This is a genomic window from Enterococcus sp. DIV1411a (assembly GCF_050531945.1).
GTDB lineage: Bacteria > Bacillota > Bacilli > Lactobacillales > Enterococcaceae > Enterococcus_B > Enterococcus_B faecium.
The window spans coordinates 1,783,659-1,800,008 of record NZ_CP172892.1 but is presented as its reverse complement, the minus strand read 5'-3'; the positions used below and the strand labels follow the sequence as shown (position 1 = coordinate 1,800,008).

The following is a 16,350-nucleotide window of genomic DNA, read 5'->3' as shown; positions in this document are numbered from 1 at the left end:
GATGACGGGAAATGAAAAAAATATCAACATATGAAAATAAGAAAGTGCTTGTCTTAGGACTCGCAAAAAGCGGAGTAAGTGCGGCCAAATTATTACATGAATTGGGCGCACTTGTCACCGTTAATGATGGAAAACCTTTTGACGAAAATCCGGAAGCACAAGAGCTGCTTTCTTTAGGGATAAAAGTAATAACAGGCAGTCATCCAATCGAATTGTTGGATGAAGAATTTTCATTGATGGTCAAAAATCCAGGGATTCCCTACAGTCATTCTTTAGTAGCAAAAGCCCAAGAAATGGGTATTCCGGTAATTACGGAAGTTGAGCTAGCTTACGAAGTAGCGGAATGCCCAATTATTGGGATTACAGGAACGAACGGAAAAACAACGACAACAACGATGACAGGACTACTACTGAATGCAGGAGCAGATCAAGGAATTGCACGTTTAGCAGGAAATATTGGGTATCCAGCAAGTGGTGTCGCGCAAGAAGCGAAACCAGAAGATAAAATCGTGATGGAGTTATCTAGTTTTCAACTCATGGGAATCACAGATTTCCGCCCTCATATAGCGGTGATTACCAATATCTATGAAGCACATATTGATTATCATGGTACAAGAAAAGAATATGTCAAAGCTAAATGGAACCTTCAAAAAAACATGACAGAAAAAGATTATCTGATCCTTAACTGGAATCAGTCAGAACTACAAGAATTAGCGCAAAGAACAAAAGCACGTGTACTGCCTTTCTCGACAAAAGAAGTGTTGGCAGACGGTGTGTATGCTGACGATTACTCAATATACTATAAAAAAGAAAAAATAATGGAAATATCTGAACTTGGCGTACCAGGTAAGCATAATGTAGAAAATGCACTAGCTGCTATTTCTGTAGCAAAATTGTATGGTATATCAAATGAAGCTATACGAGAAACGTTGAATTTATTCCATGGCGTACCACATCGTACGCAATATGTAGGAGAAATCCAAGGCAGAAAATTTTATAATGATTCAAAAGCAACCAATATTTTAGCGACTAAAATGGCTCTAAGTGGATTTGAAACGTCTAAGGTCGTGTTATTGGCTGGCGGATTAGACAGAGGAAATACATTTGATGAATTAATTCCTTCATTAAAAGGAATCAAAGCAATGGTCGTATTTGGCCAAACAAAAGAAAAGTTGATGGATGCTGGAAAAAAAGCAGGCATCGAGACAATAGTAACAGCCGATTCTGTAGAACAAGCAGTTCCTTTAGCATTAGAAAACAGTACAGATGGTGATGTAGTTTTATTATCGCCAGCGAATGCCAGCTGGGATCAATACCCAAATTTTGAAACTAGAGGAAACAGATTCATGGAAGCTGTGAACCGATTAAAATAGAAAAAGTAGAAGCGAGCGATAAAAAATGAAAATTTTGGTTACAGGCGGAGGAACAGGGGGACATATTTATCCAGCTCTTGCCTTTGTCAATTATGTAAAGACTCAAGAACCGAATGCTGAATTCATGTATGTGGGAGCAAAACGAGGTCTAGAAAACAAAATCGTCCCTGATACAGGAATGCCTTTCCATACCTTGGAGATTCAAGGATTTAAACGAAAAATTTCCATGAATAACATCAAGACGGTCCGATTGTTTCTTAAGAGTATCCGTCAAGCAAAAAAAATCCTCAGTGATTTTCAACCAGATATCGTTATCGGTACTGGAGGATATGTTTCCGGAGCGGTAGTGTACGCTGCAGCCAAAATGGGTATTCCAACAATTATCCATGAACAAAACAGTGTACCAGGTGTTACCAATAAATTTTTAAGCCGATATGTGGATCGGATCGCTCTTTCATTTAAAGATGCGGCTTCCTTTTTTCCTGAAAACAAAGCAGTTCTTGTAGGTAATCCTCGAGCACAAGAAGTAGCAGATACTAAAAAATCAGATATTTTGAAAACATTTGATTTGGATCCAGAAAAGAAAACAGTCTTGATTTTTGGCGGTAGTCAAGGAGCACTTAAAATCAATCAAGCAGTATCAGTTTTTTTAAGTGAATATATTCCTTCTTCTTACCAAGTTTTGTATGCTTCAGGAGATAGATATTATGAAGAGATCCTAAATAAAATAAATCCTGAAATACAAAATATTAGTGTCCAGCCTTATATCAAAAATATGGCAGAGGTCATGGCTTCCAGTGATCTGCTGGTGGGGCGTGCTGGTGCAACTTCGATCGCAGAATTCACAGCTCTGGGGTTACCGGCAGTGTTGGTTCCCAGCCCATATGTTACGAATGATCATCAGACTAAAAATGCAATGAGTCTTGTTCACGCAGGAGCAGCAAAAATGATTGCAGATAATGAACTAACAGGTGAATCACTAAGTCAGACAGTCAACGAAATCATGGGTGATGAAGAATTGCAAAAGCAAATGTGCCGAGCTTCTAAAGAACAAGGAATCCCTGATGCTTCAAAACGTCTTTATGACTTAGTAAAACAAATAATCAAAAAATAAAGGCGGTGGTCTTAGTGAGTAAGAAAAAAGAACCAAAAAAATTGTCTCATCCGTCTTCTGATGAAAACAATTTGACTCCTTGGCAAAAGGCTAACCGAAAATATCTGGCAGAACAAGAGATGAAAAACCAAGAGCCAAAAAAAGAAGACATAACATTAGATACACCCCTTTCAGATTCTGAAGAAGAAAAAACGGTTCAAGAGGAACAGCAAGAAGAAAGCCAGTCCGAGAAAAAAATCGAATTTTTTGAAGAGATCAAGCAAAAGAAAAACGGTGGACCATATAACGGTTCTTTTTTGAACCGGCTGCCCAATTTAAAAAGTCAACGGCACAAAGTACTATTTCGTCGGTTAGCTTTGATCATCACTGTATTGGGTATACCGCTGATTTTTTTGATCTATTATGTTTCTCCTTATAGCAAATTACAAGCAGTTGCAGTATCAGGCAATAAGACAGTCAACAGCCAAGAAATCATCTCTGATACAAAATTGTCATTAGGAGAAAATGTTTGGGGACAGTATTTTCATCGATCTACTTATATCGATCGCCTTAAAAAAGCACAGCCAAGAATCGAAACAGCAAATATACATTTCAAAGGAATGAATGAATTCGATTTGGATGTAACAGAATATAAAGAGATTGCTTTGATCGCAAAAAACAATCAATACTACCCAGTGATTGAAAATGGAACAGTATTAGATGAAAAAGTAGCAAATCCTACAAAAAATCTCCCTATCTTGGAAGAGTTCAAAGACTCTGCAAAAATCAAAGAATTAACAAAGCAATACAATCAGTTATCATCAGAATTACAAAAAGCAATTTCTGAAATCAAGTACACGCCAAGAGCAAGCAATAAAAATCTGATCCAATTGAATATGAATGACGGCAATCAAGTTATTGTAAATATCAATAATCTTGCGAACCAAATGAAATATTATTCGCAAGTAGCCAAAGATATGGATGAAAAAGGTGTGATCGACATGGAAGTTGGTATCTTCTCGCATCCTTACGGTAGCACTCAAGAAACGGAAGAATCGGGCCAATCGGAAGAAACAACTGAAAGTGAAGAAAATGCGGATCAAACAAACGAATCAAGTGAAGAGGCAGAAACGCAAGCAGCACAAACACCTGGATCGTCTAACACAAACGGATCATCTGATTCAAATGATTCAAGTGAAACAAGTCAAATAGAAGATAATCCAAGTACAACTCCGTCAAGTTTAAATGAAAATTGATAAAACAACTTTAAAAAGTAAGAATGTACTTTCTAAAAACCAGTAATTTATGGTAGAATTGGAAGCAGTGAATATATCTATTAATAAGTATATTTTAAAACGGACGCTAGTTGTTCGCTTGTATATGGAATAGTAAGTAGGAGGGAATCCCATTCATGGCAAAAACAGGAATGTATGTAGGCCTTGATATTGGAACGACATCTGTTAAAGTTGTCGTGGCTGAATATATCGACAGCCAAATGAATATTATTGGAGTAGGAAACGCAAAATCAGAAGGGATTAACCGAGGCATTATCGTTGATATCGATAAAACGGTCCAAGCGATACAACGAGCAGTACGACAAGCAGAAGAAAAAGCAGGTATCCAGATCAAAGGCGTAAGTGTCGGTTTGCCAGCAAACATGCTTGAAGTAGAAAATTGCCAGGGAATGATTGCAGTTAACGGAGATTCAAAGGAAATCACCGATGAAGATGTCAGAAATGTGGCTTCAGCTGCCCTTGTTCGTTCAATACCTCCTGAACGTCAAATCGTGTCAATATTGCCACAAGATTTTACTGTCGATGGGTTCGAGGGAATCAAAGATCCTCGTGGAATGATCGGCGTAAGATTAGAAATGTACGGTCTGTTGTTTACAGGACCTAAAACGATCATCCATAACATACGTAAATGCGTGGAAAATGCCGGATTAATCGTCAACGAAATGGTGATTACTCCTTTAGCGCTGACTGAATCAATTCTTTCTGACGGAGAAAAAGATTTTGGTACGATCGTCATTGATATGGGTGGCGGCCAAACAACAACGGCTGTTATGCATGATAAGCAATTGAAGTTTACCAATCTTGACCAAGAAGGTGGCGAATTTGTCACTAAAGATATCTCTATTGTATTAAATACGTCATTTAACAATGCAGAAGCGTTGAAAATAAACTACGGTGATGCATACCCAGAACGGACATCACCAGATGAAGAATTTCCAGTAGATGTGATTGGTCAGTCAGAACCAGTGAAAGTCGATGAACGCTACTTGTCAGAAATTATTTCAGCTCGAATGGAACAGATTTTCAACAAAGCAAAAGATGCATTGGACCAAATCGAAGCATTAGAGTTGCCAGGTGGCGTCGTATTGACAGGCGGAGCTGCTAGTCTTCCTGGTGTTGTGGACTTGGCACAAGAAATCTTCGGCGTAAATGTAAAATTGTATGTTCCAAATCACATGGGACTGAGAAACCCGGTATTTACAAATGTAATAAGTATCGTGGATTATTCAGCAAACTTGAGTGAAGTGTATCAATTGGCAAAAATTGCTGTTACGGGTGAAACCTCAGCAGCTCGTCAAATGGTAGTTGAACAAGAAACAACAAACACATATGAGAGCTATGAAGCACCTGAAGAAACAATCTACGATGAGCCGGAACCAAAAGAGTCCGGAGAAAATGTAAAAAATAAAATCAAGGGTTTCTTTACAAATATTTTTGATTAATTCATCCTGGGAGGAATAAGATATGGAATTCTCAATTGATAATAATATCAATGACGGCGCAGTAATCAAAGTCATCGGAGTCGGTGGTGGCGGTGGAAATGCTGTAAACCGAATGATTGAAGAAAACGTTAAAGGTGTTGAATTCATTACAGCCAACACAGACGTGCAAGCATTAAAAAATTCAAAAGCTGAAACAGTTATCCAATTAGGCCCCAAATATACTCGTGGTTTAGGTGCTGGTTCTCAGCCAGAAGTTGGACAAAAAGCGGCAGAAGAAAGTGAACAATCCTTACGCGAAGCTTTAGACGGTGCAGATATGATTTTCATCACTGCAGGAATGGGTGGAGGAACCGGTACAGGTGCTGCACCAATCGTTGCAGGTATCGCTAAAGAATTGGGCGCATTGACTGTTGGTGTCGTGACACGTCCATTCACTTTTGAAGGACCGAAACGTGGCCGTTTTGCTGCAGAAGGTATCGCTCGTTTGAAAGAAAATGTGGATACATTATTAATTATCTCAAATAACCGTTTATTAGAAGTTGTAGATAAAAAGACACCGATGCTTGAAGCTTTCCGTGAAGCAGATAATGTTTTACGACAAGGTGTACAAGGTATCTCTGATTTGATCACAGCGCCAGGTTACGTTAACCTTGACTTTGCTGACGTGAAAACAGTGATGGAAAACCAAGGTACAGCATTGATGGGGATCGGTGTGGCTAGTGGAGAAGATCGCGTAGTAGAAGCAACGAAAAAAGCAATCTCCTCTCCATTGCTTGAAACATCTATTGATGGAGCTGAACAAGTACTTCTTAACATCACAGGCGGTTTGGATATGACATTGTTCGAAGCACAAGATGCTTCAGATATCGTAGCAAATGCAGCAACTGGCGATGTAAATATCATTCTAGGTACATCTATCAATGAAGAAATGGGCGATGAAATCCGTGTGACGGTCATCGCAACAGGTATCGATGAATCAAAAAAGGAACGCAAGTCTAGCCGACCAGCTAGACAAGCACAAATGCAATCACCTGCTCAAAAGACTGTATTAGATATGGATCAAGCTAAACCAACTTCTTCAGAAGAAGAAAACAGTTTTGGCGATTGGGATATCAGACGTGAACAAAATGTTCGTCCTAGAGTTGATGATTCCAATTTTGACAATATCGAAAAAAAAGAATTTGATACATTCAACCGCGAAGAAACAAAATCTCATGGCGATGATGAATTAAATACGCCACCGTTTTTCCGTCGTAAAAAATAAAGGAGAGGAAGAGCACATGATTGCTGACAACTTGCAGAAAATCAAGCAAGAAATTCAGGATTCGTGTGCTCTTGTTCATCGTGATCCGAAAGAAGTTACATTAGTAGCTGTAACAAAATCTGTTGAATCCGCTCAAGCTGAAGAATTGGTTAGAGCTGGCGTTATGAATTGTGCAGAAAACCGAGTAGATAAATTATTAGAAAAGAAACAAGATTTATTTGATTTTCCTGAAATAAAGTGGCATTTAATTGGTAATTTACAGCGCAGAAAGGTAAAATTGATTGTAAATGAAATTGATTACTTTCATGCGTTGGACAGTTTAAGATTAGCAGAAGAAATCCAGAAGCGGTTAGAGAAAGAATTATCCTGTTTTATTGAAGTAAATGTTTCTGGTGAGGAATCAAAACATGGAATTTCACCAGATGAGCTTTTACCGTTTGTGGAATCTTTAGCTGCCTGCACAAAAATCAAGGTTGTTGGGTTAATGACTATGGCGCCTAAAGAAGCTTCTGATGAGCAAATCCATAAAGTGTTTGGTACGCTGAAAGAATTGCGTGATCTTGTTCAAGCAAAAGGTTATGCCCATGCACCATGTAGTGAATTAAGTATGGGGATGAGTCAAGACTTTCAAATTGCGATTGAAGAAGGTGCAACATTTATCCGTGTAGGAACAGCGCTATTCAAAGACGAATAAAGGAGGAACAAAAATGCCGCTTTTAAACAGAGGAGCAATTGCTAATTTTTTCGGATTAGCTGATGAGGAAGAGTACGAATACCAAGATTATCCTGAAACAACAAAAAAGGCTGTACAGCCAACTAAAAAAAATACAACACAGAATCAATCAACTCATTCTGTATCTGCTGCGAATACTCATGAAAAACAAAAAACGGCGACTTCACGTCCTGTAACGCATGAAAGTATTCAGCCGGCTGAAAAGAAAAAAGTAATTGAACTACATCAATCACCTACAAAAACTGTAGCGAAAGAAAGAACAGCTTCAAGAACCTCTACACAACCTAAAGCAAATCTTGCTGGAAAAATCACTGTAATGGAACCAAGAGCTTATTCTGAAGCTATGGCGATTGCTAAACGAATCATTGCTGGAGAAGCAACCTTAGTGAATTTTCATTTAGTAGAAGAAAAACAAGCGAGAAGAATCGTTGATTTTCTAACAGGAACAGTTTATGCACTAGATGGAGATATCAAACGTGTTGGAGATGAGATTTTTCTTTGTACACCGACTGGGATGGAGATTGACAGTTCAACCGCTCAATCTTTTGCAGATGCGAATTTGTTTGATCTGTAAGAGGAGGAACTACGATTTATACTATTGTACTATTACTTCATTTACTTCAACGGGCAGCCTATTTCTATAGCATTATCTTGATGGTATATGCATTGCTCTCTTGGTTTCCAGGCGGGTATCAATCAGGGCTAGGACGATTATTAGCTAAGATCTGCGAACCGTATATCAGTTTGTTCGATCGTCTGCCTTTGAGGATTGGACCCTTGGATTTCACAATTTTAGGGGCAATCCTGATCTTGAACTTAGCCGTACAAGGTTTAGCACAGATCGTTATATGGATAACTGTCCATTTAGTTTATTGATTGAAGCAACAAAATCTTTATTCTCAGAATAGATAGGAGGGGAAAATTTTGGATGCAAATGTATACCAGCACTTTCGGGCAGATGAACGTACATTTATCGATTCGGTAGGCGATTGGATTGAACAAGTTCAAGGACAATATGCACCCTATCTGACCGAATTTCTTGACCCAAGACAATCCTATATTTTAGAAACACTGATTCGACAAAGCAGTGATTTGCGTTTCATGTTTTATGGCGGATATGAACAGGCAGAAAGAAAAAGATGTTTGATTTTCCCCGATTATTACGAACCTGTAAAGGAAGATTTTGAAACAGCATTGTATGAAATCCATTATCCTAGCAAATTTGCCAGCCTAAGTCATGGGAAAATCCTTGGAACTTTAGTGGGAACGGGGATCAAACGCTCTTACTTTGGCGATATCATCTCGGACGGTGATCGCTGGCAAGTATTTATTGCAAATGAGGTGGATCATTTTGTTGCTGCACAAGTAACAAAGATTGGAAAGGTTGCTGTACGCTTGGAACCAATCAAATACACAGAAATGATTATGCCGAAAGATAGCTGGACACAAGAAAGAGGAACAGTTAGTTCCATGCGACTAGACAGTGTGATCTCTGAGATTTATAATATTTCCAGACAGCGGTCCAAGCAGCTGATCGAAGCTGGTAAAGTAAAAGTGAACTGGACAGAAAATACAAGACCTGATTTTGTACTTGAACTATTAGATATTATTTCAGTCAGAGGTTATGGCAGAGTCCAGATCCAAGAACTTGAGGGGAAGACGAAAAAAGAAAAGTACAGGGTACTGTTCGGTGTATTACGTAAATAAAATAAAAAGGTGGTTTACTCATGGCTTTAACTCCATTAGATATCCAAAATAAGACATTCCCGACAAAAATGCGGGGATATAATCAAGACGAAGTAGATGATTTCTTAGATTTAGTTGTTCGTGACTATGAGGAATTGACTCAAAGAAATCGAGAATTAGAAAAAGCAGTCAAACATTCTGAAGAAAAACTTGAGTACTTCAATGAATTAAAAGATGCTTTGAACCAATCAATCATCGTAGCTCAAGATACGGCTGATAAAGTAAAAACAAGTGCAAGCAAGGAATCCGAAGTGATCGTTACTTCTGCACAAAACAAAGCAGATGAGTTAGTTGCGAACGCTGAAAAACGTGCACATCAATTAACAACTGATGCAGAAGAAAAAGCAAGAAAAATCTTGACAGATGCAACAGAAAAAGCAAGACAGCTTGCGACAGAAACTGAAGATCTTAAGAAAAAAACACGAGTATTCCATCAACGTATCAGCTTGATGCTTGAGTCTCAATTAGAACAAGTGAAAAGTCCGGAATGGGATGAAATTTTACAACCATTCTCCAGCTACGTGACTGACAGCCATGAAGTGATCAAAGAAGTTTTAGCAAAACAGCTTGACAATGAAAATGATACTGATGTAAACTCAGACACAGGAGTCATAGAAGCACCTATGACGGCATTTGATACACAGGCTATTGATATCTCGATCGTGCCTGGTGAAAATGAAAACGAGTAGAACAGAAAAGCACTTTGTTATTCTTAAAGCGAGCCGATGAGGGTGGAAGTTCGGTAAGACACTGCATGGTGAAAGATCCTCTACTTGAGACCTGCTTTTCCGAAATTAGAGTAAGAAGCAGCGGCTGACCTCGTTATTGGTCACAGAGAGTTTGCACTAGATAGATGCAACTAAATTTGGGTGGTACCACGGCATGTTCGTCCCTTGCGGCTGAACATGCTTTTTTGTGTCCGGAAAACAAATAAAGGAGTGTATGGTTGAATGAAAATGAAAGAAACCTTGCAATTAGGAAAAACAAAATTCCCTATGCGTGGTAATTTGCCAAACCGAGAAGGCGAGTGGCAAAAAGAATGGGAAGAAAATCGAATCTACCAAAAAAGACAAGAGTTGAACGAAGGAAAACCTAGCTTTGTTCTTCATGATGGACCTCCATATGCCAATGGTAATATCCATTTAGGACATTCATTGAATAAAATCAGTAAAGACATTATCATTCGTTCAAAATCAATGTCTGGCTATCGTGCACCATATGTTCCAGGATGGGATACACATGGATTGCCGATTGAACAAGTATTGGCTAATAAAGGCGTGAAACGTAAAGAAATGTCCATGGCAGAATACTTGGAAAAATGTCGTGAATATGCACTTTCCCAAGTAGATAAGCAACGAGCAGATTTCAAACGCCTAGGAGTTGCAGGAGATTGGGAACATCCTTATGTTACATTAGATCCTTCTTATGAAGCTGCACAAGTACGCGTATTTGGTAAAATGGCTGAAAAAGGCTATATTTACAAAGGATTGAAACCAATTTACTGGTCTCCGTCAAGTGAGTCTTCTTTAGCGGAAGCTGAAATTGAATATAAAGATGTAAAATCTCCATCTATTTTTGTAGCTTTCAATGTCAAAGACGGCAAAGATATTCTTGATGAAGATACAGCTTTTGTCATTTGGACGACAACACCATGGACATTGCCAGCAAACCAAGGTATTGCTGTAAATCCAAAATTTACGTATGTATTGGTGGAAGCCGATGGCCGTAAGTTTGTCGTAGCGAAAGATTTGCTAGAAACAGTCCAATCAGAAATCGGTTGGGAAAATGTAACAGTTCTAAAAGAATTTGCTGGACAAGAAATGGAATATATGACTGCAAGTCATCCATTCTATGAACGTGAATCACTTGTGATTTTAGGCGATCATGTTACTTTAGACGCTGGTACTGGATTAGTCCATACTGCTCCAGGACATGGGGAAGATGACTATATCGCTGGTAGCAAATATAAACTATCTGTAGTGTCACCTGTAGACTCAAAAGGATTGTTTACAGAAGAAGCACCTGGATTTGAAGGAATCTTTTATGACAAAGCAAATCCTATGATCACTGATCTATTAAAAGAAAAAGGAGCTTTGCTGAAGCTAGATTTCTTTACTCATAGTTATCCTCACGATTGGCGGACGAAAAAGCCTGTGATCTATCGGGCAACTCCACAATGGTTTGCATCTATCGATAAATTCCGTCAGAATATTTTGGATGAAGTAGAAAAAGTAGAGTGGGTTATCCCATGGGGTAAAACACGTTTGTATAATATGATCCGTGACCGCGGCGATTGGGTAATTTCCCGTCAGCGTGCATGGGGAGTACCACTTCCGATTTTCTATGCTGAAAATGGAGAAGCAATCATCACACCAGAAACAATCGAACATGTGGCAAAATTATTTGCTGAACATGGATCAATTATCTGGTTTGAAAAAGAAGCGAAAGAACTTCTTCCTGAAGGATTTACCCACCCAGGTTCTCCTAATGGCGAATTTACAAAAGAAAAAGATATCATGGATGTCTGGTTTGATTCTGGTTCTTCTCATGAAGCTGTTTTACGTCAGCGACCAGAATTATCATTCCCAGCAGATATGTATTTAGAAGGATCAGACCAATATCGTGGCTGGTTCAACTCAAGTATCACGACTAGTGTGGCTATCAATGGTGTAGCACCATACAAATCAGTTATTTCTCAAGGATTTGCTTTAGATGGTGAAGGCCGTAAGATGAGTAAATCTTTAGGAAACATCATTGCACCAGAAAAAGTGATCAAACAATTTGGTGCAGATATCCTTCGCTTATGGGTATCTAGTGTAGATTATGAAGCAGATGTTCGTGTTTCTATGGATATCTTAAGTCAAGTGGCAGAAGTATATCGTAAAATCAGAAATACGATGCGTTTCTTATTAGCGAATACAGAAGATTTCGATCCTAAAAAAGATACTGTTTCTTACAATGATTTACGTTCTGTAGACAAATATATGACCGTTCGATTGAACCAAGTAATCAAAGAAATCCGAGAAGAAGGGTACGACAAATATAACTTCATGCATATTTACCGTACAGTTATGAACTTCTTGACGGTTGATCTATCGTCATTCTACCTGGATTTTGCTAAAGATGTAGTTTATATTGAAGCAGAAGATGATTATCAACGTCGTTGCATGCAAACTGTTTTCTATCAAACAGCTGTAGCTTTGACAAAATTATTGACTCCTATCATTCCGCATACAGCAGAAGAAATCTGGTCATTCCTGAAAGAAGAAGAGGAGTACGTTCAGTTAAGCGAGTTTCCTGGTTATGAAGAGTTTGCAAACCAAGAAGAATTGATGGATACCTGGACTGCTTTCATGGACTTCCGTGATAATGTCTTAAAAGCATTGGAAGAAGCAAGAAACAGCAAATTGATTGGTAAATCTTTGGAAGCAAAACTAACTGTTTATCCAAAACAACAAGTTCGTGAAATGTTAAAAGCTTTGGATGCAGATATTGCACAATTATTGATCGTTTCACCAGACTACTTTGAAGTTATGGCAGCAGATGAACAAGTGCCAGATAACGCTATGGTATTTGATGATGTTGCTATTACAGTGGAAAAAGCAGACGGGGAAACTTGCGATCGCTGTCGCCAAGTTCGTAAAGATGTAGGAGTAGATGAAAAACTTCCTCATCTATGCGGTCGTTGTGCAAAAATCGTTGAAGACTTCTATCCTGAAGCTGTAGCTGAAGGATTCGAAGAAAAGTAAAAGGGAAAAGGGGGTGTGACATGTTCTTTGTCACACCCCCTTTTGTTATCAATCGTTTAATTTTCCACGTTCACGATACCAGTTATCTGGTTGCCAGATCCATTCGAATCCGTCTTTTTCAAGTAGTTCGAAAGCTGCTTTAGGTCCCATTGATCCAGCTTTGTAGTTGGGAAAATCCGGTTGTGTTTGGTCCCAAGCTTTTCGAATGACATCCACGATATGCCAAGATTGAGCGACTTCTTCCCAATGAGAGAAGTTCGTTCCATCACCATTCAACGCATCTAATAGTAATTTTTCGTAAGCTTCTGGGCTATTTTCAACCATTTCTGCACTATTTCTAAATTCCAATTTGATTGGTTCCGTTTCAAATCCTTGCCCTACTTCTTTCCCATTCAAGGATAAAGAAAATCCTTCAGTTGGCTGAATATAGATCGTTAGAACATTAGGTGGAAGTGTCGTATCGTCACATGGTTCATCGACAGATGTTTTGAATACATTAACAGGAACTTGTTTGAATACGATGTTGATCCGAGTCCCTTTTTCAGTCAAACGTTTGCCTGTACGTACATAGAAAGGAACACCTGACCAACGGAAGTTATCGATAGTGAATTTGCCTGCGACGAATGTTTCAGTCTCTGATTGAGCATCCACTTTGTCTTCTTCGCGATAGCCCTTGAATTGTACACCATCCAATTCACCTTGAGCATATTGCCCGCGAACGAAGTTTTCTAACACTTCTTCTTCGTTATAAATGCGGATAGCTTTCAATGCTTTGATCTTTTCTGTACGGATTTCTTTTTCGGAAAATGCTACTGGCGGTTCCATTGCAAGTAATGCTACAACCTGTAAAATATGATTTTGCACCATATCTTTAAGTGCGCCACTATGATCGTAGTAACCCCCGCGATCTTCTACACCGAGGTTTTCGCCAAAAGTAATTTGGATATTGTCGATATAGCGATTGTTCCATTGAGCCTCAAAAATATTATTGGCAAAACGGATAGCTGAGATGTTTTGGATCATTTCTTTTCCTAAATAATGATCAATCCTAAAAATATCTTGTTCTGGGAATACTTCTCTGATTTGCTGGTTCAATTCAAAAGCAGACTGGTAATCAGAACCGAACGGTTTTTCTATGATCAAACGATTGAAGCCATTTTTTGTCATAATATTTTGTGATTTCAAATGAGAAACGATCGTTCCAAAAAATTGAGGTGCCATAGCCAAATAATAGACACGATTACCGTTTAATTGATAGTGTCCATCTAATCGGTCAGACAATTCTTTTAATGTCTGATAATGCGTTGAATCATTTACATCATGGGATTGATAGTAAAAATGGCTTGCAAAGGTAGTTGCTTCTTCATCTGAAGGATTCAATGCACGGATTGTTTCTTTGACAACTTCACGGTAGTGCTCATCGCTCCAAGGACGGCGAGCGGTTCCGATTACAGCAAAATGCTCGCCTAAATTTCCTTTTCTGTAAAGGCGGAACAAAGACGGGTACAATTTACGCTGGGCTAGGTCACCTGTACCGCCGAATATCGTAAACAATACATTTTTTTCATTAGACATGTGGATACACTCCTTTATATTTTATCGACAAAAATCGTGCTGGCCGCCTTGAAGCTGACGGGGATTTTCTTTCTATCATTTTGGATAGTGATCGGTCCTTCATAAGCTGCGATGTCAACGATCTCATATTCTTCGTTGATATTCAGGTCAATAGTGACTAAGTAATCCAACAATTCTTTTTCATCAAGCACTCGTGCGATACGCACTTTTGTACCCACAGGATAGGACTCCAATGTTTGTCGGCGTTCTTCATGGACGACTTCCTCTTTTTTAGGAATCGATCCTCCATGAGGACAATGTTCAGGATGATTCAAATAGTTTTCTAAATGATCTGCAAGATGTTCCGAAGTCACATGTTCCAATACTTCAGCATCATCATGGACTTCATTCCAGCTATAGTCTAAATGTTCAACTAAAAAAACTTCCCATAAGCGATGTTTGCGAATCAGACTGCTAGCTTTTTGCAGTCCGCTTGCAGTCAATTGTACACCTTGATAAGGGGAATGTTCTACAAGCTCTTCTTTCACAAGTTTAGAAATCATTTCACTGACAGATGCAGCTGAGACATCTAGACTAGATACGATTTGTTTATTGTTGACTTTCGTTGTATCTCCACCTAGTTCTAAAATGATTTTCAAATAATCTTCTCGATTTGGTGTCATATTCGATCATCCTTTCATGGTAAAAAACCATCATTAGTAAGTGTAACAAAAAAAACGTTAATTGACTATTTTTCTAAATAAAAAACAAAGGATTTTTAGACGTTTTTACAACAAAAAACGAAAGATGATAGAGAAGACTCATTCTTTCGTTTATAAAGGATATATATACATTGGGAGGGATCTATTTTTCAGATAACAACTTATATGAAGTGTCTGCAGATTCGTCATAAAGAGTTTGTTCGGGACAAGAAAAGATAAGATAAAAACCATACTGATCACGTACGACTAAACGATATTCATCTATTTCTACCACAGATGTGCCAAGAGACTGACCGTTGATCAAAAACGTGTAATCAGATGTAATCTGTAATTGTTGTTTTTGCTGGCTATCACTAAAGAACCATGTACCTTGATACTTTGAGAGTCCTTCTGACTTTTCCGCTTGTTTTTTCTTTTTCAAGTAAATAAAACTTGAGAGAACGGTAATGAGTGAACCAAGAAAATAGATCATTTTTTTTATCACCAAATCACTCCTTTATGAGAAAATAATCGCATAGACATATTCTTTCTTCTTTATTTCATTGTACCGAATAAAAGCTAAAATTTCTCTAAGACTTTCGACTGGTTTTTTTACTGTTTTTCTACAAATTATGATAGGATACATAGTAGGAAGAAAGGTGACATAATTTGAAGTATCAGCAAGTGGAAATAGCTTTTTTTATTGACCGCCCGAATCGGTTTATAGCACATTGTATGAAAAAAGACGGAGAAATAATTATTGCGCATGTCAAAAATACAGGTAGAGGAAAAGAGGTCCTGATACCAGGCGCTGAAGTGGCTATTGTATTTGCTCCTGGACCTAAACGGAAAACCGCCTATGATCTGATTGCTGTAAAAAAGAAGGGTGACTGGTTTAATATCGATAGTCAATTGCCTAATCGGCTGGCAATTGATGGTATTTTAGACGGCACGATCCTTTTACCAGGATTAACTGGTCCATTTACGGTATACAAGCGTGAAGTAACTTATCTTCACTCCAAATTTGATATTTATTTAGAGACGGTGGTCGGACAAAAAGCATTTGTTGAAGTCAAAGGTATGACACTTGAAAATAAAGCGATTGGTGCTTTTCCTGATGCGCCCACACTCAGAGGATTGAAACATATAGGAGAATTAACGTATGCCGCACAAGATGGTTATGCCGCTTATGTCTTGTTTATTGCTCAATTCGAACATCTTCATCTGGCAACGATCCATGAAGAAATGCAACCAGCACTAGCTGATATGGTTCGACATGCGCAGCAAAGCGGAGTTCAAATCCTCGCCTATAATTGTCAAGTATCGGCAGATGAGGTAACTGTCAAGCAGGCCATTCCATTTGATGTAGATATCCCTTTTGAAGATCCTATACAATAGAA

Annotated in this window: 15 protein-coding genes; 12 read left to right on the top strand and 3 right to left on the bottom strand. The window is 38.5% G+C overall.

Annotated features, from left to right (window positions below):
* Positions 1 to 11: 11 nt before the first annotated feature.
* The 11 genes from murD to ileS all read left to right on the top strand — a co-directional run bounded on the left by murD (position 12) and on the right by ileS (position 12,695).
* On the top strand, positions 12 to 1,373 hold the full coding sequence (gene murD, locus IGJ87_RS08710) for a UDP-N-acetylmuramoyl-L-alanine--D-glutamate ligase (RefSeq protein WP_038809218.1): 1,362 nt from the start codon (positions 12 to 14) through the stop codon (positions 1,371 to 1,373).
* A 25-nt stretch (positions 1,374 to 1,398) separates the two neighbouring features.
* Entirely contained in the window at positions 1,399 to 2,487 is a 1,089-nt protein-coding gene (gene murG / locus IGJ87_RS08705) for an undecaprenyldiphospho-muramoylpentapeptide beta-N-acetylglucosaminyltransferase (RefSeq protein WP_002326042.1), read from the top strand.
* Positions 2,488 to 2,501: 14 nt separating this feature from the next.
* Positions 2,502 to 3,722 (top strand): cell division protein FtsQ/DivIB, encoded by a 1,221-nt coding sequence (locus tag IGJ87_RS08700; RefSeq protein WP_002339623.1) that lies wholly within the window; start codon positions 2,502 to 2,504, stop codon positions 3,720 to 3,722.
* Positions 3,723 to 3,877: 155 nt separating this feature from the next.
* Positions 3,878 to 5,203, top strand: a complete 1,326-nt coding sequence (gene ftsA, locus IGJ87_RS08695) for a cell division protein FtsA (RefSeq protein ID WP_002286631.1) — start codon at positions 3,878 to 3,880, stop codon at positions 5,201 to 5,203.
* Positions 5,204 to 5,225: 22 nt separating this feature from the next.
* Positions 5,226 to 6,467, top strand: coding sequence for a cell division protein FtsZ (gene ftsZ, locus IGJ87_RS08690; RefSeq protein WP_002286629.1), 1,242 nt, complete (start codon positions 5,226 to 5,228; stop codon positions 6,465 to 6,467).
* Between the two features lie 16 nt (positions 6,468 to 6,483).
* Complete coding sequence (locus IGJ87_RS08685; RefSeq protein ID WP_002286628.1) at positions 6,484 to 7,161, top strand: YggS family pyridoxal phosphate-dependent enzyme; 678 nt, start codon at positions 6,484 to 6,486, stop codon at positions 7,159 to 7,161.
* 13 nt (positions 7,162 to 7,174) lie between these two features.
* Positions 7,175 to 7,774: a cell division protein SepF gene (locus tag IGJ87_RS08680; protein ID WP_002286627.1), complete on the top strand. Its 600-nt coding sequence runs from the start codon at positions 7,175 to 7,177 to the stop codon at positions 7,772 to 7,774.
* A gap of 23 nt (positions 7,775 to 7,797) precedes the next feature.
* Entirely contained in the window at positions 7,798 to 8,076 is a 279-nt protein-coding gene (locus IGJ87_RS08675) for a YggT family protein (protein ID WP_033602988.1), read from the top strand.
* Positions 8,077 to 8,124: 48 nt separating this feature from the next.
* Positions 8,125 to 8,907 carry an RNA-binding protein gene (locus IGJ87_RS08670; protein WP_002346598.1) on the top strand — a complete coding sequence of 261 codons (783 nt, stop codon included), beginning with the start codon at positions 8,125 to 8,127 and terminating at the stop codon, positions 8,905 to 8,907.
* 20 nt (positions 8,908 to 8,927) lie between these two features.
* The gene (locus tag IGJ87_RS08665; protein WP_002286622.1) at positions 8,928 to 9,635 is read left to right on the top strand and encodes a DivIVA domain-containing protein; all 708 of its coding nucleotides are present in this window, start codon (positions 8,928 to 8,930) and stop codon (positions 9,633 to 9,635) included.
* A 261-nt stretch (positions 9,636 to 9,896) separates the two neighbouring features.
* Positions 9,897 to 12,695 (top strand): isoleucine--tRNA ligase, encoded by a 2,799-nt coding sequence (ileS, locus tag IGJ87_RS08660; protein WP_002286621.1) that lies wholly within the window; start codon positions 9,897 to 9,899, stop codon positions 12,693 to 12,695.
* A gap of 48 nt (positions 12,696 to 12,743) precedes the next feature.
* On the opposite strand, the gene zwf is transcribed toward ileS, so the two are convergent.
* From zwf to IGJ87_RS08645, 3 genes are all read right to left on the bottom strand, one after another.
* Entirely contained in the window at positions 12,744 to 14,270 is a 1,527-nt protein-coding gene (gene zwf, locus IGJ87_RS08655; protein WP_002286618.1) for a glucose-6-phosphate dehydrogenase, read from the bottom strand.
* Between the two features lie 14 nt (positions 14,271 to 14,284).
* The gene (locus IGJ87_RS08650; RefSeq protein WP_002286616.1) at positions 14,285 to 14,932 is read right to left on the bottom strand and encodes a metal-dependent transcriptional regulator; all 648 of its coding nucleotides are present in this window, start codon (positions 14,930 to 14,932) and stop codon (positions 14,285 to 14,287) included.
* 181 nt (positions 14,933 to 15,113) lie between these two features.
* A complete protein-coding gene (locus IGJ87_RS08645; RefSeq protein WP_010721704.1) occupies positions 15,114 to 15,455 on the bottom strand; it encodes a DUF4828 domain-containing protein in 342 nt (113 codons plus the stop codon).
* A gap of 164 nt (positions 15,456 to 15,619) precedes the next feature.
* Here IGJ87_RS08645 and sfsA point away from each other — a divergent pair, with 164 nt between their 5' ends.
* On the top strand, positions 15,620 to 16,348 hold the full coding sequence (sfsA, locus tag IGJ87_RS08640) for a DNA/RNA nuclease SfsA (RefSeq protein ID WP_002286614.1): 729 nt from the start codon (positions 15,620 to 15,622) through the stop codon (positions 16,346 to 16,348).
* The last annotated feature ends 2 nt before the right edge of the window (positions 16,349 to 16,350 follow it).

What these genes read in the sequence shown, in the direction of transcription:
- ftsA (WP_002286631.1), top strand. Translation starts at nt 3,878, where the DNA reads ATGGCAAAAACAGGAATGTATGTAGGCCTTGATATTGGAACGACATCT.
- zwf (WP_002286618.1), bottom strand. Translation starts at nt 14,270, where the DNA reads ATGTCTAATGAAAAAAATGTATTGTTTACGATATTCGGCGGTACAGGT.
- IGJ87_RS08685 (WP_002286628.1), top strand. Translation starts at nt 6,484, where the DNA reads ATGATTGCTGACAACTTGCAGAAAATCAAGCAAGAAATTCAGGATTCG.
- ftsZ (WP_002286629.1), top strand. Translation starts at nt 5,226, where the DNA reads ATGGAATTCTCAATTGATAATAATATCAATGACGGCGCAGTAATCAAA.
- murD (WP_038809218.1), top strand. Translation starts at nt 12, where the DNA reads ATGAAAAAAATATCAACATATGAAAATAAGAAAGTGCTTGTCTTAGGA.
- murG (WP_002326042.1), top strand. Translation starts at nt 1,399, where the DNA reads ATGAAAATTTTGGTTACAGGCGGAGGAACAGGGGGACATATTTATCCA.
- IGJ87_RS08650 (WP_002286616.1), bottom strand. Translation starts at nt 14,932, where the DNA reads ATGACACCAAATCGAGAAGATTATTTGAAAATCATTTTAGAACTAGGT.
- IGJ87_RS08665 (WP_002286622.1), top strand. Translation starts at nt 8,928, where the DNA reads ATGGCTTTAACTCCATTAGATATCCAAAATAAGACATTCCCGACAAAA.
- IGJ87_RS08680 (WP_002286627.1), top strand. Translation starts at nt 7,175, where the DNA reads ATGCCGCTTTTAAACAGAGGAGCAATTGCTAATTTTTTCGGATTAGCT.
- ileS (WP_002286621.1), top strand. Translation starts at nt 9,897, where the DNA reads ATGAAAATGAAAGAAACCTTGCAATTAGGAAAAACAAAATTCCCTATG.